We start from the raw sequence: 25,527 nt of genomic DNA, 5'->3' as shown, positions 1-25,527 counted from the left end.
ACCGCGCGGACGGTCGGTCGCTACCAGCGGCCGAGCCGCGACTGCAGCACCGCCAACGCGGCGGGTCCCGCGGTGGACGTCCGGAGCACGGTGTCACCGAGCCGGACCCGGACGGCACCGGCAGCCGACAAGCGGTCGAGTTCCGACCCGTCGATACCGCCTTCGGGGCCGACGACCAGCGAGATCGACGTGGCGTCAGCAGGCGGCTCCCACGTGGCGAGCCGTTCGGTGGCGGTCGGGTCGAGCACGAGGAGCACCACACCGGTCGACGACGCGGACGCCGCGAGCGCTGCGGTCGTCACCGGGTCGGACACCGACGGCACCCACGACCGGATCGCCTGCTTCGCCGCTTCCTGCGCGATCGCCTGCCAGCGCGTGCGGCCCTTCGCGACCTTCGCACCCTCCCAGCGGGAGACGCTGCGTGCCGCGGACCACGGCACGACGTGGTCGACGCCGATCTCGGTCGCCGCCTGCACCGCCATCTCGTCCCGGCCGCCCTTCGCGAGGGCCTGCACGAGGGTGAGTGACGGCACCGGGCGCGACGACACCAGGACGTCCGACACCGTCAGCGACAGCGAGTCGCGGCCGAGCGACGAGACCGCGCCGACGACGACCGTGCCCTGGCCGTCCGAGAGCCGCAGCGTCTCCCCGACCCGCACCCGCGACACCGTCACGGCGTGCCGGCCCTCGGCACCGTCGAGCGTCACGGAGCCGCCGACGGCCACACCGTCGAGCGACTCCACCAGGTAGAGCGACGCCATCAGAAGTTGAAGAAGCGGTCGCGGAGCTTGCCGAACATCCCCTGCTGGAACCGGGCGAGCTGCGGCGGTGACGCCTTGTGCGACTTCGCGAGCTGCTCGACGAGCTGACGCTCCTTGTGCGACAGCTTCGTAGGGGTGACGACCTGCACACCGACGCGGAGGTCGCCACGGCCGTTCCCTCGCAGCTTCGTGACGCCGCGGTCCTTCAGCACGAGCACGTCGGCGCTCTGCACGCCGGGACGGATCTCGAGCTCGACCGGACCGTCGAGCCCGTCGATCGTCGCCGTGGTGCCGAGCACCGCGTCGGTCATCGAGACCTCGAGCGTGGCGAGGAGGTCGTCCCCGTCGCGGCTGAAGACGTCGTGGTGGCGGACGCGGATCTCGAGGTACAGGTCGCCGGACGGGCCGCCGGCCGGGCCGACCTCGCCCTGACCGGGCATCTGCAGGCGCAGACCGGAGTCGACACCGGCGGGGACGTCCACCGGGATGGTGCGACGGGCGCGGACGCGGCCCTGGCCCTGGCAGGTCGGGCACGGGTTCGGGATGACGGTGCCGTGGCCGCGGCAGGTGCCGCACGGCGCGCTCGTCACGACGTTGCCGAGGAGCGACCGGACCTGGCGCTGGATGTGGCCGGAGCCACCGCAGATGTCGCAGGTGCGCGGGCTCGTACCGGGAGCGCAGCAGGAACCGCCGCACGTCTCGCAGAGGACCGCCGTGTCGACCTCGACGTCCTTGTGCGTGCCGAAGACGACCTCGTCCAGGTCGACGTCGATGCGGAGCAGGGCGTCCTGTCCCCGTTCGGCACGGCTGCGCGGACCGGTGCCCCGGCCGCCGCCCCCGCCGCCGCCGAAGAAGGCGTCGAAGATGTCGCTGAAGCCGCCGGCCCCACCGCCGAACGGGCTGTCGGCCTGCGGGCCGGCGTCGTACCGTCTCCGCTGCTCGGGGTCGCTCAGCACGTCGTACGCGTGCGTCACGTCCTTGAAGCGCTCGGCTGCGTCCGGGCTCGGGTTCACGTCCGGGTGGAGCTCGCGCGCGAGGCGTCGGTACGCCTTCTTGATGTCGGCGTCGGCCGCGTCACGCGGGACACCGAGGACGTCGTAGTGGTCTGCCACGTATCCCTCAGTTGGTTTCGTCGGTCGTCTGGTCGGTTCGGCCTGGAGGCCGTGGTCACGTCACGCGGTCGGCCCGCGTCGCCGCCGTGGTCGGGCTGGCACGGTCGGCGTGCACTGCAGCGGTCGTCAATTCTCTCCGAGCAGTCTGGACAGGTACCGCGCGACCGCGCGGACCGCGGCCATGTTGGAGCCGTAGTCCATGCGGGTCGGTCCGAGGACGCCCAGCCTGGCGACCTCACCACCTGCGGCGACGTACCCGCCGGCGACGATGCTCGTCGCGTCGAGGCCGTACTCCGCGTTCTCGACGCCGATCCGTGCGGTGACGGACACGTCGTCGAGCTGCATCTCCCCGAACAACCGGAGGAGGGTCACCTGTTCCTCGATCGCTTCGAGCACCGGGAAGAGCCCGCCGGAGAAGTCCTGTTCGCTCTTCGCGAGGTTCGCCGCGCCCGCCATCACCAGGCGGTCCTGCCGGTTCGCCGCGACCTGCTCGATCACGGTCGCGACGACGACGCCGGCGAGGGTCTGCGACTCCGGCCGGATCTGCGCGGGGATCTCCCGCAGCGCCGTCGGGACGTCGTGGAGCAGGAGCCCGACGGTCGCCGCGTTGAGCACCGTGCGGAGCTCGACGAGCGCGGACTCGTCGAGCGCGACGTCGGTCTCGACGACGCGCTGCTCGACCCTGGCGGTGTCGGTGATCAGCACGACCATCAGCCGGGAGTCCCCCAGCCGGACGAGCTCGACGTGCTGCACCCGTGCCCGCACCATCGAGGGGTACTGGACGAGGGCGACCTGGTTCGTCAGCTGGCTGAGCAGCCGGACGGTCCGGCCGAGGACGTCGTCGAGGTCGTTGGACGCGCCGAGGAAGGTCTCGATGGCGTGCCGCTGCGCGCTGGAGAGCGGGCGGGCGGCGGCGAGGTGGTCCACGAACACGCGGTACCCCTTGTCGGTGGGCACCCGCCCGGACGAGGTGTGCGGCGCGATGATCAGCTGCTCGTCCTCGAGCAGGGCCATGTCGTTGCGGATCGTCGCGGCGCTGACCCCGAAGGCGTGGCGCTCGACGATCGTCTTCGACCCGACGGGCTCGCGCGAGGCGACGTAGTCGCGCACGATGGCCTTGAGGACCTCGAGGGAGCGTTCGCTGACCAACCCGGACCCCTTCCACTCGTGCTGGCACTCGGACGTGTCGAGTGCTGATCCTACGCCCGTGCACCGACGTCCCGACACTTCTCCACATCGGGTCGCTACGCTTCCGGCATGACCTACGGACAGCAGCCGGGCAACGGACAGCCGGGCGGACCCTGGGGCCAGCAGCCCGGCGGGCCGCAGGGCCCCGGGCCGTACTACCAGCCGCCGCAGCCGATGACGCCGGAGGACCAGCGCCTCTGGGCCACGCTCACGCACGTCGGCGGGATCCTCTTCAACTTCATCGCCCCGCTCGTGGCGTACTTCGTCCTGCGCGACCGTGGCCAGTTCGTCCGCGAGCACACCCGGGTCGCCCTGAACTTCCACATCACGATGGCCATCGCGTACGCGGTCGGCGTCGTCACGTCGTGGCTCGGCATCGGCGTGCTGATCATCTTCGGCGTGTGGGTCGTGTCGATCGTCTTCGGCATCATGGCCGCCGTCGCCGCGAACCAGGGCCGCTTCTACCGCTACCCGCTGACGATCGAGTTCGTCAAGAACTGACGGACCAGGGCTCGTCGAGCAGCTCGCGGACCACGGCGTCCGCGAGCAGGCGGCCCCGCAGCGTCAGGTCCAGGCGACCCGGCGTGCCGGGCGCCCCCAGGGCACTGCGCCCGTCCACGAGACCACGGGCGATGAGCCCCGCGACCCGGCCACGGCCCTCCTGGCGGAGTTCGGACGTCCGGAGCTCGCCGCGGACGCGCGTGGCGAGGAGCACGCGCTCGACGTACCTGGTCTCGTCGTCGAGGGTCTCGCGCCCTGCGGCCGGCGACTCGTCGGCGAGCACCCGGTTCGCGTACGCGGCCGGGTGCTTGACGTTCCACCAGCGCGTGCCGGCGACGCTCGAGTGCGCGCCGGGGCCGACACCCCACCAGTCGTGGCCCTTCCAGTACGACAGGTTGTGGCGGCTGGCGTGCTCGTCGCCCTTCGCCCAGTTCGAGACCTCGTACCAGCCGTACCCGGCATCGCCGAGGACCCGGTCCGCGAGCTCGTACATGTCCGCGGCGACGTCGTCGTCCGGCGCCGGCAGCTCACCGCGCTTGACCGCGCGGCCCATGGCGGTGCCGTCCTCGACGATGAGCGAGTACGCCGACACGTGGTCGGGCTCGCACGCGATCGCCGCGTCGAGCGAGGTGCGCCAGTCGTCGAGGGACTCCCCCGGCGTCGAGTAGATGAGGTCGAGCGAGACGTCGAGTCCCAGCTGCTTCGCGAGGTCGACGACGAGCGGCACGCGTTCCGGGTCGTGGGTGCGGTCGAGGGTGGCGAGCACGTGCGGCACCGCCGACTGCATGCCGAAGCTCATCCGGTTGAACCCGCCGGCGCGGAGCGTCTCGAGCGAGGACGCATCGACCGAGTCCGGGTTCGCCTCGGTGGTGACCTCGGCCCCCGGCAGGATCCCCCACGTGTCGTCGATGGCGCGGAGGACCATCGCGAGGTCGCTCGCCGGCAGCATCGTCGGCGTCCCTCCGCCGAAGAAGACCGTCGAGACCGGACGACGCGGCACGCCGGAACGGTCGAGCACCTGCGCGGCCCACTGGATCTCGCGGACGGCGTGTCCGGCGTAGTCGTCACGACGGACGCCGCGGAGCTCGGAGGCCGTGTAGGTGTTGAAGTCGCAGTACCCGCAGCGGACGCGGCAGAACGGCACGTGCACGTAGACGCCGAACGGCACGTCGCCCGCGCCCGGCCCGGGGGTGATCAGGCCGTCCACGGGAGCCGGGTCGGCGATCGGCAGAGCACTCGGCATGGAGTCCATTGTCCGTCATGATGGAGTCATGGAGCACCACCCCGTCCCCACCACGGTGCTGTGGGACATCGACGGCACCCTCGTCCGCAACGCGACGTCCCCGGGCAACCTCTACCACCTGGCCCTCGAGCGGGCGATCGGGCGCGATCTCCCCCAGCTCGTCGGGCACCAGCACGGCCGCACCGACGCGGGCATCATCGCGGAGCACGTCCGCGCGCACGACCTCGACGACGGGGTCATCCCGACCGTGAGCAGCCACCTCCGCGATCTGTCCGAGGAACGACACCGTGCCGGCGACCACCGGACGCCGGCACCAGGTGCCACGGCGTTGGTCGCGCGCTTCGCCGAGATCGGCTGGCGCAACGGCCTGCTGACCGGCAACTCCGCGTACCGGGCCCGCGTGAAGCTGCTCGGCGCCGGGTTCGACGTCGCCGCGTTCGACTGGGAGCACTCCTACTTCGGCGACGAGGAGATCGAGCGGGCGGGCGTCACCGCCCTCGCGGCCACCGCACTCGCCGGCACCCGCGCCGTCATCGTCGGCGACACCCCCAGGGACGGCGAAGCGGCCGACGCGGTCGGGATCCCGTTCCTGGCCGTCGCGACCGGGGTCTACGACGTGGACGCGCTGCGGCACACGAACGCCGTCGCGATCGCGCGCGACTGCGTCACGGACGCCGCGCTGATCGAGGACGCGATCGCGGCGTTGCCGCCGCTCCGGCCGGTCGACGAGGACTAGTCGCCGCGGAGCGCCTCGAGGTACTTCTCGGCCATCACGCGCTGCTGCCGACGCAGGAGCGGTGCGACGAACTGCCACTTGCGGCTCGCCGGCTGCGAGAACTGTCGGACCTGCAGCCACACCGAGCCGTCGGCGGTGCGCTCCACCACGAACGACTCCTCGCCGGAGAGCGGGTGCCCCTCGAGCGTGCCGTACGCGAACCCCTTGCGGTCGGGCTCGTCGATCACGGACACGACCCGCACCGGCGCCTGCACCGTCCGCCCGAACGCGTGCATCGTCAGCACGGCGGAGGTCCCAGCGGTGACGAGCGGCGTGCCGTCCGGCGCGAACTTCTCGACCCGGGGAGTGCCGATCGATGCCGGGGCGATCGGGACGCCCTGCTCGTCGAACGTCACCGGGTTGTAGCGGACCTCGTCGTCGTCCGGCGCTTCCTCCACGTGGACGCGGATGCCGCTGCGCTCCTGGATCTGCCACGTCAGCGCCTGCGTCACCGCGGTCTCGAACCGCTGGTCGCCGTGGCCGATCCGCGAGCGCGACTCCGCCGGGACGAAGCCCTCCGGCGGGTAGGTCATGAGGTCCGGCGCCTGCGTCGCACCGACCGCTCCGTAGGTCAGGGCGGTCAGGTACCCTCCGCGGCTGCTCATGCGGCCATCGTACTGGGGCGCGGAGCACGGATCGAACCGACCGGCCCGGACCCCGCTCGGGTCGCCGTCCGCTTTCCGCGCACCCCGAACTGGAGGCCGTGGTCGCCCCCGCCCCGCCCCTATCGTTGGCGGGTGCCCACGCCCGAGACCACCCGCCGCCGGTCCGTCGACCGCCGGGTCGTCGTCCTCGCCATCGCCACGCTCGTGGCGTTCGCGGTCGCCGCCGCGGCACGGATCACGGTCGACCAGGCCGTCGCCGGGTACGGCGCGGCGTCGCGCTACTCGACCGGGGCGGCGAGCGGCTGGACCTCGTTCGACACCGTCAACGTCGTCGCCGGCATCGGGGCGTCGGCGGCCGGCGCCGGCGTGCTGCTGTTCGGCGCGACGCTCGTCACCGCGGTGCGTCGCCACCACCACCCTCGGCTCCCGGTCCTGCTCGGCGGGACGACCGTCCTGTTGGCGCTCGGTGCAGTCGTGGCCGCGGTGGTCGCGACGTCCGCGACCGACTTCGCCACGGTGTCGGAGGCGACCATCGTGCGGACCGCGCTGGCGGGACTGGCTGCTGCGAGCCTCCCGGCGGTTGTTCTGGCCGCCTTGCGGGCCCGCGCCCGCCGCTGAGCCGGTTCCGCGCAGCCCCGTCCCCGGTCCCCGTCCCGGTCCTGGTCCTGGTCCTGGTCACGCGAAAGCGACAGCCTCCCGCCCGAATGCGGGCGAACACTGTCGCTTTCGAGGAACCAGCTTCACGGTGCCGGCGCGGACTGTCGCTCTCGCGCTACTTCTTCTTCTCTTCGACGTCGCCGGAGAGCGCGGCGATGAAGGCTTCCTGCGGGACCTCGACCCGGCCGATGGTCTTCATGCGCTTCTTGCCCTCCTTCTGCTTCTCGAGGAGCTTGCGCTTCCGGCTGATGTCACCGCCGTAGCACTTCGCGAGGACGTCCTTGCGCATCGCGCGGATGCTCTCGCGCGCGATGATGCGGGCGCCGATCGCCGCCTGGATCGGGACCTCGAACTGCTGGCGCGGGATGAGCTTGCGGAGCCGCTCCGTCATGAGCGTGCCGTACGCGTACGCCTTGTCGCGGTGCACGATCGCACTGAACGCGTCCACCTGGTCGCCCTGCAGCAGGATGTCGACCTTCACGAGGTCGGCCGCCTGGTCGCCGATGGGCTCGTAGTCGAGGCTGGCGTAGCCCTGCGTCTTGCTCTTCAGCTGGTCGAAGAAGTCGAACACGATCTCGCCGAGCGGGATCTGGTAGCGGATCTCGACGCGGTCCTCGCCGAGGTACTCCATGCCGAGCAGGGAGCCACGGCGCTGTTGGCAGAGCTCCATGATCGCGCCGACGTAGTCCTTCGGCGCGAGGATCGCGGCGCGGACCATCGGCTCGCGGACCTCGACGATGCGGCCGGTCGGGAACTCGGACGGGTTCGTCACCTGGACCGTGGTGTTGTCCTCGGTCGTGACGTCGTAGATCACGCTGGGCGCGGTCGTGATGAGGTCGAGGCCGAACTCGCGGCTGAGTCGCTCGGTGATGATCTCGAGGTGCAGCAGGCCGAGGAAGCCGCAGCGGAAGCCGAAGCCGAGCGCCACGGACGTCTCGGGTTCGTAGACCAGCGCCGCGTCGGAGAGCTTGAGCTTGTCGAGTGCGTCGCGGAGGTCCGGGTAGTCCGAGCCGTCGATCGGGTAGAGGCCGGAGAACACCATCGGCTTCGGGTCCGTGTAGCCGGGCAGGGCGTCGGTGGCGGGCCGCTGCGCGCTCGTGACGGTGTCGCCGACCTTGGACTGCCGGACGTCCTTGACGCCCGTGATCAGGTAGCCGACCTCGCCGACGCCCAGGCCCTTGGTCGGCTTGGGCTCGGGGCTCGACACCCCGATCTCGAGGATCTCGTGCGTCGACTTGGTCGACATCATCTGGACCTTCTCGCGCGGGGCGATCGAGCCGTCGATCATGCGGACGTAGGTCACGACGCCGCGGTAGCTGTCGTAGACGGAGTCGAAGATCATCGCGCGAGCGGGGGCCTCGGCGTCGCCGACGGGGTTCGGCACGGTGCGCACGACACGGTCGAGGAGCTCGGGGACCCCGACGCCCGTCTTGCCGGATACGCGGAGGACGTCCTCCGGCTTGCCGCCGATGAGCTGCGCGAGCTCGGCGGCGTACTTGTCGGGATCGGCCGCGGGGAGGTCGATCTTGTTGAGGACCGGGATGATCTCGAGGTCGTTCTCGAGCGCCAGGTACAGGTTCGCGAGCGTCTGGGCCTCGATGCCCTGCGCCGCGTCGACCAGCAGGATCGCTCCCTCGCACGCGGCGAGGGAACGGGAGACCTCGTACGAGAAGTCCACGTGGCCGGGCGTGTCGATCATGTTCAGCGCGAACGTCGTGCCGTCGAGTTCCCACGGCATGCGGACCGCCTGCGACTTGATCGTGATGCCGCGCTCGCGCTCGATGTCCATGCGGTCGAGGTACTGCGCACGCATCGCACGGTCCTCGACGATGCCGGTGATCTGCAGCATGCGGTCGGCCAGCGTCGACTTGCCGTGGTCGATGTGCGCGATGATGCAGAAGTTGCGGATCGCCTCGGCCGGAGTCGCGGCGGGCTCGAGCGGAGCGGATGCTTGTGGGCTCACGGTTCCTCAGGTGGGTCGGACGGTCGAACGATTGTCCCACGGTTGTGCGTGCTCGGCGTGCGGGGCGGGCAGTGCTCCCAGGCCGTGGCGCAGGTCGTCCGGCGTCGCGGCGAGGCACACGCGGATCCAGCCCTCGCCCGTGCGCCCGAACGCGCTCCCGGGTGCGACGGCGACCTTCTCGCGCTGCAGGAACCCGAGCGCCCACTCCGCGACGTCCCCGTCCGCGGCGTGCGACATGTCGATCCACAGGTAGAACGCACCCTTCGGGTCGTTGTACCGGATGCCGGCGGCGTCGAGCACCTCGGTCGCGACCTGGAGGTTGGCGCGGTAGTGCTCGCGGGCGTCCCGGACCGCGGAGTGATCGCCGACGATCGCCGCGAGGGCCGCGTACTGGTCGGGCTCCGCGACGCAGCTGATCATCGCTTCCTGGGTCGTCCGCATGGTCGCGCCGAGCCCCTTCGGCGTCACGAGGTACCCGACGCGGACGCCGGTCATCGCGTACGTCTTGCTCAGCGAGAACGCGGTGAACACCCGGTCGTCCTCGTCGAGGGCCGCGAGGCTGACGTGCCGCGTGTCGTAGGTGAAGTACTCGTAGACCTCGTCGCTGACCACCCACAGGTCGTGCCGCTTCGCCAGGGCCAGGATGCTGCGGAGCGTCTCCTCGCCGAACACCGACCCGAGCGGGTTCGACGGCGAGTTCACCACGATCGCCCTGGTGCGCTCGGTGATGCTCGCCTCGAGCGCGTCGAGGTCGGGCTCGAACCCGTGCTGCGGCTCGAGCCGGTACGGCACCGGGGTCGCACCGAGGATGTGCGCGTTCATCGTGAACGTCGTGTAGCCGGGGTCCGGCACCAGGAGTTCGTCGCCGGGGCTCAGCACCAGGGTCATCGCCTGGAACAGTGCCTGCGTCGCGCCGATCGTCATCCAGATCTGCTCGAGGTCCACCTCGATGCGGTTCTCGCGCAGCAGCTTCTGCTGGATCGCCTGGCGCAGCGGCAGGATCCCGCCGTTCGGGGTGTAGTCCGTCCGGTCCTCGGTCCACGCCCGCTTCGCCGCGTCCCCGATGTGTGCGGCGACCGGGACGTCGGGCTCCCCCACGACGAGCATGGTCACGTCTGCACCGCTCTGCTGCAGCAGGGCGGCCTGTTCGAAGACCCGGCGGATGCCGGAGGGCGGGACGGTGTCGATCCGGGGTGCGAGGGACGGCATGTCCGTCACGGTAACGGAGCCGTGTTTCCGCGCGGTGACACGGGTCCTGCGCGTTGAACCGGATGCCCCGTCCTGGTAGTGTTGCTTGCTGGCTTGCGCGTTCCCCGCCCACGGGTGGAACGCGAGACGACCAAGGGCCCCTCTACCCAGCGGTCGCATTCACCCGTACGAGACGAAGCAGGAGCACCACGCATGGCGAACATCAAGTCGCAGATGAAGCGCATCAAGACCAACCTCAAGGCCACCGAGCGCAACAAGGCCTACAAGTCCGAGCTGAAGACGTTCATCCGTCACACCAACGAGGCGATCGTCGCCGGCGACAAGGAGAAGGCCACCGCCGCTCTCGCCGTCGCGTCGAAGAAGCTCGACAAGGCCGTGAGCAAGGGCGTCATCCACAAGAACCAGGCCGCGAACCGCAAGTCGGCCATCGCGAAGAAGGTCGCTGCGCTCTGACGCACCGACCCCCTCGAAGGCCCCGCACCGTTCCGGTGCGGGGCCTTCGTCGTTGCGGGGGTCCGGTTGCGTCTCGATGGGCAGGCAGCGCCTGGCGGACGGGAGGCTCGGGTCGGGTCAGCGGGGTTCGCCGCGACGGGCGATGGTGCGGACCATGACCTCGAGCGCGTAGTGCGCGTCGCGCGAGCCACCCTTCACCGCGGTGTCCGCCTCGGCGATGCTGATGATCGCGTTCGCGAGCCCGGCTTCGCTCCACCCGGCGACGTCACGTTGCGCACGCTGGACCTGCCACGGAGCCATGCCGAGCGCGGACGCGGCCTGGCCGCTCGAGCCCCGGTAGGCGCTCACCTTCGCCATCGTGCGGATCTTGCTCGCGAACGCGGCGACGATCGGCACGGGTGCTTCGCCGGTCGACAGGGCGTGCCGCAGCTCGACGATGGCCGGCGCCGATCGACCCGCGAGTGCGATGTCGGCGACCTTGAACGCGTTGGTCTCGACGCGGCCGCCGTAGTACTTGTCGACGACCTTGTCCGTGATCTCCTGCGCTTCGTCGGCGAGGAGCTGCCGGCACGCAGCCGCGAGCTCGGCGAGGTCGTCCGCGAACGCCGCCACGAGGGTCCGGACCGCGGACGGTGCGATCTTCCGACGTGCGGCGCGGAACTCGGCGTTCACGAAGTCGATGCGGTCGGTCTCACGCTTGAGTTCGTCGCACTGGACCTCGATCCCGCCGCCCGACCCGCCGCGGATCGCGTCGAGGAGCTTCTTGCCGCGGACTCCCCCGCCGTGCCGCAGCACGAGGGTGACGTCGTCCGCCGGCGCGCCGAGGTACGAGATGGTCTCGGTGATGAAGGCGTCCGTGCACTTCTCGACGTTGGTGACCCGGACCAGGCGCGGCTCACCGAAGAGGGACGGGCTGGCGAGCGTCGCCAAGAGCCCGGGTGCGTACTGGTCGGCTTCGAGGTCGTGGACCTCGAGCGCGGGGTCTTCGCCGACCAGCAGATCGCGGAGCATGCCCGTCGCCCGCTCGGCGAGGAACGTCTCCGGCCCGGTCACGAGGACGACGGGCGCTGGACGGATGCCGGACCACGGGACCTGGTCGATCTTCGCGGCAGCGCGCGCGGGCTTCTTGGCGGGCATGCGTTCCTTCCGATGGTGCGGGTCCGAGTCTACGGGCCACCGCCGACCCTCCCGGTGCCCGTCCCGAGGGCGCTTGCCCTCCCGGTGCCCGCCCCGACGGCGCTGGGCCCGAGGACGCCTGCCCCGGGGACGCCCGCTCGGTCCACACCTCCGGTCCCGCCGGTCCCCGGCGCACGACGACGGTCCCCTGCAGGTCGGTGCGGAACGGTGTCGTCCCCACTGCCGCCAGCATCGCGAGTGCTCGGTCAGTCGGGTGCCCGTAGGTGTTGTCGGCGCCGACACCGATCAGCCCGACGCGTGCGGCGAGCTGTCGGTAGAGCTCCGGGTCCTGGTCGGCGGACCCGTGGTGGGACACCTTGACGACGTCGACGTGTCCGGGAGCCACTCCGCGGAGGCGTCGTTGCGCGGACCGGTCGAGGTCGCCGAGCAGGACCGCCGAGAGACACGACCCGCACGTGTCCGGCGCCTCGACCGCCACGACGATGCTCGCGTCGTTGCCGCTCGCCCGCTCGCCGGCCCGCGGCCAGAGCACACGCCACGGGACGTCCCCGAGGGTCCCAGCGGTCCCGTCGTCCGCACGGCGGACGTCGGCACCGGCCCCCGTCAGGCCGCGGACGACGGATTCGTCCGCTGGACGCCCGACCGGTCCGGTGAGCGCGACGTCGACGTCACCGGCGACCTCGTCGACCGCACCGACGTGGTCCCGGTCGAAATGGGTGAGCACCAGGAGGTCGAGCCGGCCGACCCCGAGCAGGTCGAGACACGCGCGGAGGCGTTCCCGGTCGTCGCCGGTGTCGACGAGCGCCGTGCTCGCAGCGCTGCGGAGGAGCACCGCGTCCCCCTGCCCCACGTCGCACATCGCGATCGCCCAGTCGGCGGGTATCCCGACGCGGACGACCACGAGCGGGACGACCACGGTACCCGCGCCGATCACCGCGACCGTCGCCGCCGCCACGACGAAGCGCATCCGTGCCGCCGCTGGACCGAGCACCGCGCCGATGAGTGCTCCCGACACCAGCACGGCTGCACCCACGCCGACGAGTCCGGCCGGCCACGGCACCGACGCCGCGGGGAGCGCTGCGGCGCCGTGCGCGATCGCGCCGATCGCCGATGCGGGCAGCCAGGCGACCGCGGCGGCGACCGATGCGCCTGCGGGCCAGACGGGAGCGAGCAGGCAGGCGAGGAGCCCGACGACGGTGACGACCGGCGCGAACGGCTCGGCGAGGAGGTTCGCCGGTACCGCGTACGTCGGGAGCGCCGCAGCGAGCGGGATCGTCAACGGCCAGCACGCCACCTGCGCCGAGACGGGGACCGCGATCGCCGCAGCAACCGGCGTCCAACACCACCGCGTGAGGAGCGCGGTCAACGGTGGACCGAGCACCACGATCCCGCTCGTCGCGAGCACGGACAGCCCGAACGCGAAGGAGCGGGCGAACCACGGATCGACGACCAGCATGCCGATGACCGCGAGGGCGATGAGCGGCACGCCCCGGACCGGACGCCCGGACAGGTGCACGACGAGCACGACGACGGCCATCACGGTGGCGCGGAGGATGGACGGATCCGGACGGACCAGCACCACGAACCCGACCAAGAGCGTGATCGCCACGGCGGCGCGGACGGCACGCCCGAGTCCGACCGCACGACCGACCAGGACGACCACCGCGACGATGACGGCGCAGTTCGACCCCGACACGGCCGTCAGGTGGGTCAGCGCACTCGTCTCCATCGCCGTCTCGGTGTCGGGATCGAGGCCGCTGCGGTCCCCGATCGCGAGTCCGCGGAGCAGCGCGCCGCCGGGTTCGGGCAACTCGTCGGTGATCCGCACGAACGCCTGTCGCACGCTGTCAGTGACGGCGAGCACGCCGGTCGGGGGTTTGGACGCGGGCACACCGCGGAGGAACACCACCGCGGCCTCCGGTCCGCCCGGGTCGTCGGCTTCGACCGCCGCACGCCCGGTGAGCACCGTGCCCGCAGCCGCACGGAGGGGTGTGTCCGGCACGACACGGACCGGCACCCGCAGCTCTGTGGTGTCGCCGAGGGTCCGGAGTGTCCCGGTCGTCGACCGGGCGGTGGTCGCGATGTCCCGCGTGAGCGTCACTTCGACCTCGACGGTCCGTCCTGCCGCCGCTCCGAGTTCCGCGGGCGACCGAGCCGGCTCGCCGACGGCCACCGCGATCCCGACGAGTGTGCAGCAGGCAGTCGTCAGCGCCAGGGCGAGCACCGCGGACACGGCAGGCGTCGCGCGCTCCCGACCGAGCAGTGCGACCGCGGTGACGCCGGTCAGAGCAGCGCCACCGACGCACCACCACGCCGCTCCCGGCACACCCACGAGCAGCGCTGCACCCACCCACGCGAACGCGACCGGACCGGCGAGCCGGAGGTCGCCGAGCTGCGGAACGAGATCCGCGCGCAGCCCGGTCGGGCGAGCCTCGTCTCCCGGATCGTCGGATCGCGTCCGGCCGGTGCCGCTCACGTCGTCGGAACCGACGGCGTGGTCGGCATCTGGTTGCAGGTCATGTACGGGACGCTAGGTCGCGCTTCGTCGCGGCGACGACTCGACGCTGCCGGTTGTGCAGGAGAGTGGTGAGCCGGCCATCTGGTGAGGAGCCCACCAAGGCCGTCGTCGGTGTCGGCGGCGCGATCCTCGGCGCGGAAGCCGACGCAATGTGGCCGCACGTGCAAGACGCTGCAGCGACGGCCGGCAACATCTTCGCATCCCTCGGCAACGCGATGACGAACCACCCTGACGAGGTGCTCGAGCTCCTCGGCGGGCTCGCGATGATGGCCGGCGGCAGCGCGATGGAGGTCGGCGGCGGCGCTCTCGACCTCACCGGCGTCGGTGTCGTCGGTGGCATCCCGCTGAACATCGCCGGTGCGGGCGTCATCGCCGCCGGCGCGGGCATGGCGGCCACCGGAGGTGCCCAGCTCGGCATCCACGCGATGACCGACGACCGGAACACCCCGTTCCGGTCGGACCACGCCAGCGAAGCAGACAAGGCCCGCCGCGCCAAGGAGCCCAACGAGAAGCACTCTGGTCGGAGCAAGGACGGAACGTACCGGTCCGAGAACAACGACAAGGCGCGCGTCGACGCAGCGCAGAAGGAAGCCGACGGGCTCAAGCAGGTCGGCAAGAAGCTCGGCGCAGAGGTCGACGCCACGAAGCTGAGGGCGTCCGTCGACGGTGTGCCCAACGGCCGCGTCTACGACGGCTTGGTGAAGAAGCCCGACGGCACCTACGTCGGCGTCGAGATCAAGAGCGGCACCGCCATCCGGTCCGCCGCGCAGCGCGCGTTCGACGCCGCCGTCAGCCCCAGCAACCCAGCCACCGCGACCCTCAACGGCAAGATCATCAAGATCATCAAGATCATGAAGATCACCGAGGTCATCGAGCAGAAAGTACCCTGAGACCGATGTTCGTCATGACCACCAACTCCGAGTCCAGCCTGCGACTGACGGACAGCTTCCGGCCGTACCGGGACCAGATCCGCTTCAATCTCGGCCAGCTCGACAACGACGAGGACTGGGCGTACCAGCTCTGGGACGTCCCGGACTCCGCCGGCTGGCCCGACGCCCCCGGCTACTCGGACTTCGACTGGAACAGCCGGTACATCCAGGCCGGCGGCAGCGCCGATCGCATGAGCGTCGAGATCCAGCGTGTCGAGAACGGCGAGCTTCGCCACTACGTCATCGGACGCGCGCACGACGTCGACGAGCCGCTCACTGAGACGGTGAACGTCGCGGGGACGAACCACGCCGTGCACCCCGCCGAGGTGTTCGACGCAGATGAAGCCACCGAGATCTTCTTCCACTACTTCGGCGACAGCGGCACCGTGCCTGACGGGTACGTGCTGCGCCACCTCGACCTGTCGTAGCGTCTTATCAGGGCCCAAACTCGGCGGGCAACGCGCCGACCGGAAACAGTGCCGCCGGCGGCCGAACATCAGGCATCCAGCGACAGGTCAAGCGCTCCGGCTGAAGCTCGTGTCGACGAACCAGAGCCAGCTGGTGAGATGCGCCGCTCCGATCACCGAGTTGATTCACCGTTCGACTCGGTTGTCCAACTACCGGTCTCAATGCTCAACCGTCGCTGGCGACCAGGAGCATCAATGTGCCGTTCTTCCTCGAAACGGCGACGAACTCGATGAATCCCTCTGTCCCAATCACCCATCCCCACTCATGGTGAGCACCGGGTCCAAGGCCCTCGAGAGATGCTCTAGCCTGCCTGGGTGGGGAGCATCGCAGATTTCGGTTCCACGGTGCTTGTTCTGGTCTTCATCGGGGGCGTTCTCTTCGCGGTCCGGGTCATGCGAGAGCTCGGCGCATCCTGGTGGCGGACAGGACGAGGGGATGCTCGAGAGCGCCGGCGCAGGCGCGATCCTCGCTGAAGAATCCGCAGCGGAGGCGTGAACGTCTCGGTGATGCTCGAAGTCGGCTACCACGTCCGCTCGATGCTCCACAGCAGGAGTTCGCTACTGGGTCACCGCCGCGACCACCCAGCCGATCGCCACCGGGACCGCGACCCGGAGGTCCGTCCGGTCGGCCGCGAGGTTCACACCCGCACCCGATCCCGCAAGTCAGCCAAGCGCGCGTCACCGATCCCGCTGACGTCGAGCAGGTCGTCGACGCTCGCGAACCGACCGTGCTCGTCGCGCCAGGCCAGGATGCGCCCCGCGAGCGCCGGTCCGATGCCCGGAAGAGTCTCGAGCGCCGCCTGGTCCGCGGTGTTCAGGTCGACCAGGTCGCCGACGTCAGCCGCACCGCCGCTGCCACCGCCGCCGCCATCGCCACCCGCACCGGCGCCGCTCGCGGTCCCCGCGCCGCCACCCGCACCGCCGTCGAGCTCCTGCGGCACCTCGACCTCGCCGACCCGCGGCACGTACAGCCGCTCGCCGTCCTGGACCGGCCGCGCGAGGTTCAACCGCGCGAGGTCGGCATCGTCGGCCGCACCACCCGCCGCCGCCAGCGCGTCCGTCACCCGGCTCATCCCCGGCACCGTCACGACCCCCGCCCGGTGGACCGCACCGAGCACGTGCACCACGACCGAGGGAGCCGGCGACGTCGCATCCGGGATCAGTGGGCCGTCCGACGGCCGATCGGACACCACCGGCGCACCCGTCACCGTGGCGACACCGCCGGCGCCGCTCCCCCGCGCCCCGAGCAGGACGACGACCAGCGCGACCACCACGACGACGCCAGCCAGCACGAGTGCGGCGCGCGGCGAGAGCGAGAAACGGGACATGCCGAAACGCTAGAGAGCCCGGCCGACCGGCCGGGCTCTCGCGGTGTGAACGGTGCACCGGGAAGGCCGGCGCACCGCTGTGGAGGAACTACGCCTTGATCGCGATGTTCACGAGCTTCGGCGCCCGCACGATGACCTTCACGATCTCGCGGTCCCCGATGTACCGCTGCACGTTCGCGGACGCGCGCGCGAGGGCCTCGAGCTCCGCCGGGTCGATCGACTTCGACACCTCGAACGAGTCGCGCACCTTGCCGTTGACCTGCACGACGGCCGTCAACGACTCCTGCACGAGCAGCGTCGGGTCCGCCTTCCGCCACCCGTAGGTCGCGACGGAGCCCTCGTAGCCGAGCTTCTCCCACATCTCCTCACCGGCGTACGGCGCGAAGACGCTCAGGCCGAGCGCGATCGTCTCGACGGCCTCGCGCACGGCGGGGTCACCGGCGCCCGGTCCGTTGTCGATCGCCTTGCGGGTGACGTTCACCAGGTCCATGAGCCGCGCGATCACGACGTTGAACTTGAACGACTCCATCAGCCCCGGGGAGTCCGCGAGGAACCGGTGGGTGACCTGCCGAAGGGCACGGTCGCCCTCCGCCCACACCGCATCCGGCGTCGAGGTGACGTCGGTGGCGAGGCGGTAGGCGCGGGCCAGGAAGCGGGCGGAGGCCGCCGGCGAGACGTCCTCCCAGTTGATGTCGTCCTCCGGCGGACCGGCGAAGCCCATCACCATGCGGATGGCGTCGACACCGTGCGCGTCGAGTTCGTCACCCAGCGAGACGCCGCCCTTGGACTTCGACATCTTCGAGCCGCCGGACAGGACCATGCCCTGGTTCAGCAGCGCCGAGAAGGGCTCGGTGAAGTCGAGGTAGCCCAGGTCGAACAGGACCTTCGTGACGAAGCGCGCGTAGAGCAGGTGGAGGATCGCGTGTTCGACACCGCCGATGTACTGGTCGACCGGCGCCCACTTGTTGACGAGCATGGGGTCGAACGCCTGTGTGTCGTCGTTCGCCGACAGGAACCGCAGGAAGTACCACGACGAGTCCACGAACGTGTCCATCGTGTCGGCGTCGCGCTTCGCCGGGGATCCGTCCACGGGGTTCGGGACGTTCACCCAGTCGGTCGCGCCACCCAGCGGCGACGTGCCCTTCGGCTTGAGGTCGAGCCCCTCGGTCGAGGGCAGCACGACTGGCAACTGGTCCTCGGGCACCGGGTACTCGGTGCCGTCTTCCCCGTGGATGATCGGGATGGGGGTGCCCCAGAAGCGCTGGCGCGAGATGAGCCAGTCGCGCAGGCGGTACGTCTTGGCGGCACGGCCGGTGCCGCGCTCGTCGAGGAGCTTGATCGCCGCGGTGATCGCGTGCTGCTTGGACATGCCGTCGAGCGGCCCGGAGTTGATCATCCGACCCTGCCCGGTCAGGGCCTCACCCGTGGCGGCCGGGTCGAGGACGGGCAGGTCGAAGTCGTCGAGGGTCGCCCCCTCCGGGATCACCGGGATCGCCCCGGTCACCGGCTGGTTCGTGTCGACGACGACCTTCACGGGCAGGTCGAACGCCCGTGCGAAGTCGAGGTCGCGCTGGTCGTGCGCGGGCACGGCCATGACGGCGCCGTGGCCGTAGTCGGCGAGCACGTAGTCCGCCGCCCAGATCGGCAGGCGCTCACCGGTGAGCGGGTGGATCGCGAACCGGTCGAGCGGGACGCCGGTCTTCGGCCGGTCGGCGTTCTGCCGGTCGATCTCGGAGGTCTTCTGCGTCGCCACCAGGTACGACTCGAACGCGGCGCGGACCCCGTCGGAGACCGACGGAGCCGCCACCAACGATGCCGCGAGGTCGGAGTCCGGCGCCACCACGAGGAACGTCACGCCGTTGATCGTGTCCGGACGCGTGGTGAACACGGTCACCGGCTCGTCGCGCCCCTCGATCACGAAGTCGACGTCCGCGCCGACCGAGCGACCGATCCAGTTGCGCTGCATCGCCAGGACCTTCGCGGGCCAGCGACCCTCGAGCTGGTTGAGGTCGTCGAGCAGCCGGTCCGCGTAGTCGGTGATCTTGAAGTACCACTGCGTGAGCTTCTTCTTGACCACGACGGCGCCGGAGCGGTCCGAGGTGCCGTCCGGCAGGACCTGCTCGTTCGCGAGCACGGTCTGGTCCACCGGGTCCCAGTTCACCCAGCTGTCCTTGCGGTACGCCAGGCCCTTCTCGTACATCTTCAGGAACAGCCACTGGTTCCACTTGTAGTACTCGGGGTCCGAGGTGTGGATCTCCGTCGTCCAGTCGAAGGACGGCGCGTACCGCTTGAACGACGCCTTCTGCTGCTCGATGTTGGCGTAGGTCCAGTCCTTCGGGTCCACCCCGCGCTTGATCGCCGCGTTCTCGGCCGGCAGCCCGAAGGAGTCCCAGCCGATCGGGTGGAGCACGTTGAAGCCCTGCTGCCGCCAGTAGCGCGCGACGAAGTCACCGAGCGCCCAGTTCTCGGCGTGCCCCATGTGCAGGTCGCCGGACGGGTACGGGAACATCTCGAGGATGTACTTCCGGGGACGACGGTCGTCGGGGTCGACGGTGAAGAGGCCGAGCTCTTCCCACCGCCCCTGCCACTTGTCCTGGATGCGCCGGAAGTCGTAGGTGTGCGGGTCCTCGACGTGCTGCTCGATGGTCACGGAACTCTCAATCGGTCTGGGCCCCCACTCGCCGGTTCCGGGTCATCGTGGAGCTTGCGGAGCGATGATCCGGCCGAGCGAGCGGGGAGAGGCACGACACACGTCCGTCAGACACGTGTCGGTCCTCAAGATTACAAGGCACGGGCCCCACTCGCGGACGGCCAGGAGCGAACGTCCCGGGGATGGTCAGGCCGCGATGCGGCCGTCGCGCATCCGGATGGTCCGGTCGACGAGGTCCGGCGCCACCGGCACGTGCGACACGACCACGACGGTCCGCCCTGCTGCCCGGGCGGTGGTCACGAGGTCGCGCAGCACGGCGTCGCCGAGATCCGGGTCGATGTCGGCCGTCGGCTCGTCGAGCACGAGCACGGGGAACGCGTGCAGGAGCGCCCGGGCGAGCGCGAGCCGGTGCGCCTGCCCGCCGGAGACCAGGGCGCCGCGCTCCCCCACGGCCGCGTCGAGACCACCACGGCGCTCCACCCACGCCCCGAGGCCGACCCGGTCGAGCACGCCGAGCAGGTCGTCGTCCGTCGCGGTCTCCCGCGCGAAGAGCAGGTTCTGCCGGATCGACTGGTCGAACACGAACGGGTCCTGCTCGATGAGTCCGACCCGCGCACGCACGGCGTCCGGGTGCATCGTCCGTGCCTCGACCCCGTCGATCGTGTAGCTGCCCCGGTACTCGACGAACCGCACGAGCGCGTCCACCAGCGTCGACTTGCCCGCGCCGCTCGGCCCCTGGACCACGACGACCTCGCCGGGGAGCAGGTCGAACGAGACGTCGTCCACGGCGGCGTCGATCGCCCCCGGCCACTTGACGGTCAGCCCGGACAGGGACACCGCGACCGGACCGTCGACCACGAGGGACGCCGGCTCCGCATCGGCAGCGGTCTCCTGGACGATCCCGTCCGGCGTGACGGCGGGGACCACCCGCTCGACCCGGTCGGCCGCTGCCCGCACCCGCCGGTAGGTCAGCACCGCGAGCGGGACCGACCCGACGACCTCGAACAGCGCGAGCGGGACGAAGACCGCGAGCGCCCAGAGCGGTCCGTCGAGCGCACCGGTGACGACCGCTGGTGCACCGGCCGCGAGGATCCCGATCACCGCGGCACCGCCGATGAGTCCGACCGACGCCCCGACGAGCGACTCGACCGTGGCCCGACGGCGGACCGCACGGGTGACCCGGGCGTCGAGCGCGGCGATGTGCGCGAGCCGTTCGTCGAGGGTGCCGTAGGCGGCGAACACGTCGAGCGTCCGCACCGTGTCCAGGACCAGGTCGGCGACACGCCCGCGGTCCGCCGCGGTCTCCTCGTCGCTGCGGCGCGCGATCGACGCGGTGACGACGGAACCGAGGACGGCGGCGAGCACGAGGGCCACGAGCAGCACGAGGGCGGCGGGGACGGACACCAGTGCGACGGCGACGACGGAGAGCAGCGCGGTCACACCGGCGGACACGAGCGGGCCGACGACGCGGATCGGCAGGTCCTGCAGCCGATCGGTGTCGGTGACCAGGCGGGTCATCAGGTCGCCGCGTCCTGTGGTCCCGAGGCCCGCCGGCGCGACCGACGCGAGCCGGCGGTACATCTCGGTCCGGACCACGGCGAGTTGCCGGAAGGACGCGTCGTGCCCGGCGAGCCGGTCCACGTACCGCAGCGCCGCCCGACCGAGCGCGAACGCCCGGACCCCGACCATGACGAGCGTCAGGTAGAGGATCGGCGGGTGTTCCGCCGCCCGGGTGATCAGGTACCCGCTCGCCGCGAGCAGGGCCACAGCGCACAGCGCGCTGAGCGAGCCGGCGGCGACCGCCTTGCCCCACCCGGCACCGCGCGGCATCGCGAGCCGCAGGACGGAGCCGCCACGGGCCTCCTGGCCGGTCACGCGTGCGCTCCGAGGACCGCGACGGCACCGCTCGCCGCGACGTCGACGCGGACGTCGGCCGCGGCCACGACCGCCGGCCGGTGGCTCGCGACGACGACCACCGCGCCGTCGGCGGCGAGCCGCCGCATCGTCGTGATGAGGTGCGCCTCCGCGTCGGCGTCCAGTGCGGACGTCGGTTCGTCGAGGAGCACCAGGCGGGTACCGGACCGACGGTGCCGGTAGAGCGCTCGGGCGACGGCGACGCGCTGCGCCTGTCCGCCGGACAGCCCGGCGCCGCCTGCACCGACCTGGAGGCTCGGGTCGAGTCCCAGCCCCGCGTCACCGAGCGCGGTCAGCACGTCGTCGTCGTCGGGCTGCTGGCTGAGGGCCACGTTCTCGGCGATGGTGCCGCGGACGAGTCGCGCGCGTTGGTCGGCCCACGCGATCCGGTCGTCCACGGTGGAACCGGCCGGACCGGGCACGACGACCGTGCCGTCGTGCGGCACGGCACCGCGGATCGCCGCGATGAGGCTCGACTTGCCGGCACCGCTCGGACCGACGAGCGCGAGGACCGTGCCGGGGTGGGCGTCGAGGTCGACGGGCCCGATCACCACGTCCTGGCGCCTGACGGCCACGCCGCGGAGCACGAGATCGGTGGCGGCGGGCACCGTCGGCGGAGCAGCAGCCGGCGTGCGGTCGTCGTCGAGCACGTCGAGCACGGCTGCCGACGCCTCGACGCCGTCCTGCGCGGCGTGGAAGTCGGCGCCGACCTGCCGGATCGGCGCGAAGGCCTCCGGTGCCAGCACCAGGACGAACATCGCGGCGCCGAGACCGAGCGAGCCGTCCACGAGCCGGATGCCGATCGACACCGCGACGAGGGCGACCGAGAGGCTGGCGGCGAGCTCGAGCGCGAAGCCGCTCACGAACGACAACCGCAGCACGCCGAGGGTCCCGCGTCGGTACTCGTCCGTGACGGTGCCGATGCGGGCGACCTGCCGACGCGCACGACCGAAGACCTTCAGCGTGGACAGGCCCTCGACGGCCTCGAGGAATGCACCGCCGAGTCGCGCCAGCGCGTCGGACTGCTTCCGCTGCAACGACTGCGTGGCGAGACCGATGAGGATCATGAACACGGGGATGACCGGCAGCGCGCAGAGGACGACGAGCCCGCTCGTCAGGTCGCCGAGACCGATCGCGACGAGCAGCACCGGGGTCGCGATCGCCGTGAGTGCGAGCTGTGGCAGGTAGCGCCCGAAGTAGGCGTCGAGGGCGTCGAGCCCAGGACCGAGCGTCGTCGCGAAGCCGGCGCTCGACCGTTCCGCGAGCCATCCGGGTCCGCGTTCGGCCGCCCGCGCCAGCACGGTGCGGCGCAGCTCGCTCTTCACGGTCGCTGCGGCCCGTGCGGCGAGGTCGTCCGTCGCCCACGCCGCCACGGCGCGCACGACGAACGCACCGCCGAGCAGCGCCAGCGTCGGCACGAACACCGCGGGGACGACGCCGCCGTGGTGCACGGCGTCGACCACCTCGGTGACGGCAGCGGCGACGGCCCACGCGATCGCGATGGTCGCGAGGGTGCGGACGACACCCGTCCCGGCCGCGGCGACGACGAAGCCGCGCGCCGAGCGTGAGAGGCGCAGCAGACGCGGGTCGAGCGGCTTCATCGGCGACGCACCTAGTGGGCGGCCGCGGTGACCTGCGCCCGCGAAACCCGCTTGCGGAACACCCAGTACGTCCACGCCTGGTAGGCGAACACGAGCGGGACGAAGATCAGTGCGACCCAGCTCATGACCGTCAGCGTGTACGTGCCACTCGATGCGTTGTAGACCGTGAGGCTCCGTGCCACGTCGTTCGAGGCGGGCATCACGTTCGGGAAGATCGCCGTGAACATCGCGAGCACCACCGCGGCGATCGTGACCGCCATCAGCGTGAACGCCCGGCCCTCCTTCCCCCACGCGTTGCACAGCACCGCGAGGACGAGCGCGAGCGCGGCGACCACGGAGAGCACCAGCGACGCCGGGGTGGCCCGGACGAACGCCATCGACACGAGGAACGCCGCCGCGACGACGATCGTCACGGTGCCGGCCCTGGTGGCGAGCCGCTTCGCACGGTCGCGGATGTCACCCTCGGTCTTCAGCGCGATGAAGACGACGCCGTGCGTGAAGAACACCAGCAGCGTCGCGAGCCCGGTCAGCAGCGCGAACGGGTTGAGCAGGTCGAACAGCGTGCCCGTGTAGTTGTGCCCGGAGTCCATCGGGATCCCGCGGACCACGTTGCCGAACGCGACGCCCCAGAGGAACGACGGCACGGCGCTGCCGACGATGATCATCAGGTCGAACGAACGCTTCCACTGCAGCTGCTTGTTCTGGTGGCGGTACTCGAACGAGACACCACGGGCGATGAGCGCCGCGAGGATCAGCAGCAGTGCCAGGTAGAACCCGGAGAACATCGTGGCGTACCACTCCGGGAACGCCGCGAACAGGCAGGCGCCGGCCACGATGACCCAGGTCTCGTTGAGGTCCCAGACGGGGCCGATCGTGTTGATCATGACGCGACGGTCGGTGTCGTCCTTGCCGAGGAACGGCAGGGCCATGCCGACGCCGAAATCGAACCCGTCGAGCACGAAGTAGCCGACGAAGAAGACGCCGACGATGGCGAACCAGAGAACGGGGAGGTCCATGATCAGTACACCGTCACTTCGTGCTTGACCTCGCCGGTCTCCTCGTCCACCGGTGCCGGAGCAGCGGGGCCTTCTTGCGCCACCTTCTTGATGAGCCGGAACTCCACCACCGCCAGCGCGCCGTAGATCAGCGTGAAGACGACGAGCGAGATGAGGACCTCGACCCCGGTCACGTTCGGGGACACCCCGTCAGCCGTCTTCAACAGCCCGAACACGAGCCACGGTTGCCGGCCCATCTCGGTGAAGATCCAGCCGACGATCATCGCGGCCATCGGCAGCGGCACCGCCCAGGTGGCGATCCGCCACACCCAGCGCTGCGTCGGGAAACGGCCCTTGCGGGTCAGCCACAGTCCGGCGAGGGCGACGAGGACCGCGCCGACACCGAGGGCGATCATCCAGCGGAACGACCAGTACGTCACCCAGATGATCGGCTTGTAGTCACCGGGGCCGTACACCTGCGTGTACTGCGCCTGCAGGTCGTTGATGCCCTCGACCGTGCCGTTGAAGGTGTGCGTCGAGAGGAACGACAGCAGGTACGGCACACGGATCGAGAACAGCTCGTGCACGCCGTCCGGTGTGCCGAGCGTGAAGATCGAGAACGAGGCGTCCTTGCCGGTCGCCGTGTTGTACAGCGCCTCGGCCGCGGCCATCTTCATCGGCTGCGTGTCGACCATCGTCAGCCCGAGCTGGTCGCCGGTGAGGACGGTCAGCGCACCGGCGGCGACCATCGTCCAGAGGCCGAACTTCAGCGCCGGCATCATCGTCTCGAGGTTCTGGTTGCGCGCCAGGTGGTACGACGCGACCGAGATGATCACGCCGGCGGCCACCATGAAGCACGCGAAGAGCGTGTGCGGGAACGCGGCCAGTGCGACCTTGTTCGTCAGCACCGCCCAGATGTCGGTGAGTTCCGCGCGGCCCTTGGCTTCGTTGATGACGTAGCCGACGGGGTGCTGCATGAACGCGTTCGCGGCGATGATGAAGTACGCCGACATGATCGTCCCGGCGCTGACGCACCACATGCTCGCGAGGTGCAGGCCCTTGGGCAACCGGTCCCACCCGAAGATCCAGACGCCGATGAACGCCGCCTCGAAGAAGAACGCGAGGATCCCCTCGAGTGCGAGCGGGGCGCCGAACACGTCCCCGACGAACCGGGAGTAGTTCGACCAGTTCATGCCGAACTGGAACTCCTGCACGATGCCCGTCACGACACCCATCGCGAAGTTGATGAGGAAGATCCGGCCGAAGAACCGGGTGAGCTGCAGGTAGTGCGCCCGACCGGTGCGGTACCACGCCGTCTGGAAGGTCGCGACGACCACGGCCATGCCGATCGTCAACGGGACGAAGAGGAAGTGGTAGATGGTGGTCAGCCCGAACTGCCACCTGGACAGGATGAGCGGATCGAGGATGTCGTTCATGCGGCTGTACCGATCGGGAACGCCGCGCGCTGTTCGTGCACGTCAGTTGCTTCCTGTGGAAGGGGTACTTCTGGGTGTCACAACC

21 protein-coding genes are annotated in these 25,527 nt (G+C 70.8%); 6 read left to right on the top strand and 15 right to left on the bottom strand.

Going from position 1 to position 25,527, the window contains the following annotated elements; translation table 11 throughout:
* Positions 1-20 precede the first annotated feature (20 nt).
* The 3 genes from AAEP80_RS10720 to hrcA all read right to left on the bottom strand — a co-directional run bounded on the left by AAEP80_RS10720 (position 21) and on the right by hrcA (position 3,022).
* Entirely contained in the window at positions 21-761 is a 741-nt protein-coding gene (locus AAEP80_RS10720; protein ID WP_420364398.1) for a 16S rRNA (uracil(1498)-N(3))-methyltransferase, read from the bottom strand.
* Entirely contained in the window at positions 761-1,873 is a 1,113-nt protein-coding gene (gene dnaJ / locus AAEP80_RS10715) for a molecular chaperone DnaJ (protein ID WP_413602164.1), read from the bottom strand. The genes AAEP80_RS10720 and dnaJ overlap by 1 nt, the downstream gene beginning before the upstream one ends.
* Positions 1,874-1,999: 126 nt before the next feature.
* Positions 2,000-3,022 carry a heat-inducible transcriptional repressor HrcA gene (gene hrcA / locus AAEP80_RS10710; protein ID WP_402728474.1) on the bottom strand — a complete coding sequence of 341 codons (1,023 nt, stop codon included), beginning with the start codon at positions 3,020-3,022 and terminating at the stop codon, positions 2,000-2,002.
* A gap of 108 nt (positions 3,023-3,130) precedes the next feature.
* Here hrcA and AAEP80_RS10705 point away from each other — a divergent pair, with 108 nt between their 5' ends.
* Complete coding sequence (locus AAEP80_RS10705) at positions 3,131-3,562, top strand: DUF4870 domain-containing protein (RefSeq protein ID WP_420364397.1); 432 nt, start codon at positions 3,131-3,133, stop codon at positions 3,560-3,562.
* Here the strand turns inward: AAEP80_RS10705 and hemW are convergent.
* Positions 3,552-4,805 (bottom strand): radical SAM family heme chaperone HemW, encoded by a 1,254-nt coding sequence (hemW, locus tag AAEP80_RS10700; protein WP_420364396.1) that lies wholly within the window; start codon positions 4,803-4,805, stop codon positions 3,552-3,554. The two genes, AAEP80_RS10705 and hemW, sit on opposite strands and share 11 nt — an antisense overlap.
* 28 nt (positions 4,806-4,833) lie before the next feature.
* On the opposite strand from hemW, the gene AAEP80_RS10695 reads away from it, so the two are divergent.
* Positions 4,834-5,541 carry an HAD family hydrolase gene (locus AAEP80_RS10695; RefSeq protein ID WP_413602166.1) on the top strand — a complete coding sequence of 236 codons (708 nt, stop codon included), beginning with the start codon at positions 4,834-4,836 and terminating at the stop codon, positions 5,539-5,541.
* On the opposite strand, the gene AAEP80_RS10690 is transcribed toward AAEP80_RS10695, so the two are convergent.
* Entirely contained in the window at positions 5,538-6,185 is a 648-nt protein-coding gene (locus AAEP80_RS10690; RefSeq protein WP_402728470.1) for a DUF1990 family protein, read from the bottom strand. The genes AAEP80_RS10695 and AAEP80_RS10690 overlap by 4 nt on opposite strands.
* 132 nt (positions 6,186-6,317) lie before the next feature.
* Here AAEP80_RS10690 and AAEP80_RS10685 point away from each other — a divergent pair, with 132 nt between their 5' ends.
* Positions 6,318-6,803, top strand: coding sequence for a hypothetical protein (locus tag AAEP80_RS10685; RefSeq protein WP_420364395.1), 486 nt, complete (start codon positions 6,318-6,320; stop codon positions 6,801-6,803).
* Between the two features lie 154 nt (positions 6,804-6,957).
* On the opposite strand, the gene lepA is transcribed toward AAEP80_RS10685, so the two are convergent.
* Positions 6,958-8,805, bottom strand: a complete 1,848-nt coding sequence (gene lepA, locus AAEP80_RS10680; protein WP_420364394.1) for a translation elongation factor 4 — start codon at positions 8,803-8,805, stop codon at positions 6,958-6,960.
* 6 nt (positions 8,806-8,811) lie between these two features.
* Entirely contained in the window at positions 8,812-10,014 is a 1,203-nt protein-coding gene (locus AAEP80_RS10675) for a pyridoxal phosphate-dependent aminotransferase (RefSeq protein WP_420364393.1), read from the bottom strand.
* A gap of 192 nt (positions 10,015-10,206) precedes the next feature.
* Here AAEP80_RS10675 and rpsT point away from each other — a divergent pair, with 192 nt between their 5' ends.
* Positions 10,207-10,467: a 30S ribosomal protein S20 gene (gene rpsT / locus AAEP80_RS10670; RefSeq protein ID WP_071299347.1), complete on the top strand. Its 261-nt coding sequence runs from the start codon at positions 10,207-10,209 to the stop codon at positions 10,465-10,467.
* Between the two features lie 117 nt (positions 10,468-10,584).
* Here the strand turns inward: rpsT and holA are convergent, their stop codons facing one another.
* Together holA and AAEP80_RS10660 are read right to left on the bottom strand one after the other, a co-directional pair.
* The gene (holA, locus tag AAEP80_RS10665; protein WP_281264224.1) at positions 10,585-11,478 is read right to left on the bottom strand and encodes a DNA polymerase III subunit delta; all 894 of its coding nucleotides are present in this window, start codon (positions 11,476-11,478) and stop codon (positions 10,585-10,587) included.
* A complete protein-coding gene (locus AAEP80_RS10660) occupies positions 11,363-14,080 on the bottom strand; it encodes a ComEC/Rec2 family competence protein (protein ID WP_420364392.1) in 2,718 nt (905 codons plus the stop codon). The genes holA and AAEP80_RS10660 overlap by 116 nt, the downstream gene beginning before the upstream one ends.
* A 110-nt stretch (positions 14,081-14,190) precedes the next feature.
* On the opposite strand from AAEP80_RS10660, the gene AAEP80_RS10655 reads away from it, so the two are divergent.
* Positions 14,191-15,012, top strand: coding sequence for a hypothetical protein (locus AAEP80_RS10655; RefSeq protein WP_420364391.1), 822 nt, complete (start codon positions 14,191-14,193; stop codon positions 15,010-15,012).
* Between the two features lie 5 nt (positions 15,013-15,017).
* Positions 15,018-15,479: a hypothetical protein gene (locus AAEP80_RS10650; RefSeq protein WP_420364390.1), complete on the top strand. Its 462-nt coding sequence runs from the start codon at positions 15,018-15,020 to the stop codon at positions 15,477-15,479.
* Positions 15,480-16,156: 677 nt separating this feature from the next.
* On the opposite strand, the gene AAEP80_RS10645 is transcribed toward AAEP80_RS10650, so the two are convergent.
* The 6 genes from AAEP80_RS10645 to AAEP80_RS10620 all read right to left on the bottom strand — a co-directional run bounded on the left by AAEP80_RS10645 (position 16,157) and on the right by AAEP80_RS10620 (position 25,442).
* Positions 16,157-16,846: a ComEA family DNA-binding protein gene (locus tag AAEP80_RS10645; RefSeq protein WP_420364389.1), complete on the bottom strand. Its 690-nt coding sequence runs from the start codon at positions 16,844-16,846 to the stop codon at positions 16,157-16,159.
* Between the two features lie 88 nt (positions 16,847-16,934).
* On the bottom strand, positions 16,935-19,496 hold the full coding sequence (gene leuS / locus AAEP80_RS10640; protein WP_420364388.1) for a leucine--tRNA ligase: 2,562 nt from the start codon (positions 19,494-19,496) through the stop codon (positions 16,935-16,937).
* Between the two features lie 186 nt (positions 19,497-19,682).
* Positions 19,683-21,371 carry a thiol reductant ABC exporter subunit CydC gene (cydC, locus tag AAEP80_RS10635; protein ID WP_420364387.1) on the bottom strand — a complete coding sequence of 563 codons (1,689 nt, stop codon included), beginning with the start codon at positions 21,369-21,371 and terminating at the stop codon, positions 19,683-19,685.
* Entirely contained in the window at positions 21,368-23,011 is a 1,644-nt protein-coding gene (gene cydD / locus AAEP80_RS10630) for a thiol reductant ABC exporter subunit CydD (protein WP_420364386.1), read from the bottom strand. The genes cydC and cydD overlap by 4 nt, the downstream gene beginning before the upstream one ends.
* A gap of 11 nt (positions 23,012-23,022) precedes the next feature.
* Complete coding sequence (gene cydB, locus AAEP80_RS10625; RefSeq protein WP_420364385.1) at positions 23,023-24,027, bottom strand: cytochrome d ubiquinol oxidase subunit II; 1,005 nt, start codon at positions 24,025-24,027, stop codon at positions 23,023-23,025.
* A 2-nt stretch (positions 24,028-24,029) separates the two neighbouring features.
* A complete protein-coding gene (locus AAEP80_RS10620; protein WP_281264213.1) occupies positions 24,030-25,442 on the bottom strand; it encodes a cytochrome ubiquinol oxidase subunit I in 1,413 nt (470 codons plus the stop codon).
* Positions 25,443-25,527: the final 85 nt, after the last annotated feature.

Origin of the sequence: Curtobacterium sp. L3-7 (assembly GCF_048756585.1) — a bacterium.
GTDB lineage: Bacteria > Actinomycetota > Actinomycetes > Actinomycetales > Microbacteriaceae > Curtobacterium.
This window is presented reverse-complemented; position numbering and strand designations above follow the sequence as displayed.

Excerpts from the sequence above, each read along its gene's own strand:
- AAEP80_RS10720 (WP_420364398.1), bottom strand. The coding sequence starts at position 761 with ATGGCGTCGCTCTACCTGGTGGAGTCGCTCGACGGTGTGGCCGTCGGC.
- AAEP80_RS10705 (WP_420364397.1), top strand. The coding sequence starts at position 3,131 with ATGACCTACGGACAGCAGCCGGGCAACGGACAGCCGGGCGGACCCTGG.
- hemW (WP_420364396.1), bottom strand. The coding sequence starts at position 4,805 with ATGCCGAGTGCTCTGCCGATCGCCGACCCGGCTCCCGTGGACGGCCTG.
- AAEP80_RS10695 (WP_413602166.1), top strand. The coding sequence starts at position 4,834 with ATGGAGCACCACCCCGTCCCCACCACGGTGCTGTGGGACATCGACGGC.
- AAEP80_RS10690 (WP_402728470.1), bottom strand. The coding sequence starts at position 6,185 with ATGAGCAGCCGCGGAGGGTACCTGACCGCCCTGACCTACGGAGCGGTC.
- AAEP80_RS10675 (WP_420364393.1), bottom strand. The coding sequence starts at position 10,014 with ATGCCGTCCCTCGCACCCCGGATCGACACCGTCCCGCCCTCCGGCATC.
- rpsT (WP_071299347.1), top strand. The coding sequence starts at position 10,207 with ATGGCGAACATCAAGTCGCAGATGAAGCGCATCAAGACCAACCTCAAG.
- holA (WP_281264224.1), bottom strand. The coding sequence starts at position 11,478 with ATGCTCCGCGATCTGCTGGTCGGCGAAGACCCCGCGCTCGAGGTCCAC.
- AAEP80_RS10650 (WP_420364390.1), top strand. The coding sequence starts at position 15,018 with ATGTTCGTCATGACCACCAACTCCGAGTCCAGCCTGCGACTGACGGAC.
- AAEP80_RS10645 (WP_420364389.1), bottom strand. The coding sequence starts at position 16,846 with ATGTCCCGTTTCTCGCTCTCGCCGCGCGCCGCACTCGTGCTGGCTGGC.
- cydD (WP_420364386.1), bottom strand. The coding sequence starts at position 23,011 with ATGAAGCCGCTCGACCCGCGTCTGCTGCGCCTCTCACGCTCGGCGCGC.
- cydB (WP_420364385.1), bottom strand. The coding sequence starts at position 24,027 with ATGGACCTCCCCGTTCTCTGGTTCGCCATCGTCGGCGTCTTCTTCGTC.
- AAEP80_RS10620 (WP_281264213.1), bottom strand. The coding sequence starts at position 25,442 with ATGAACGACATCCTCGATCCGCTCATCCTGTCCAGGTGGCAGTTCGGG.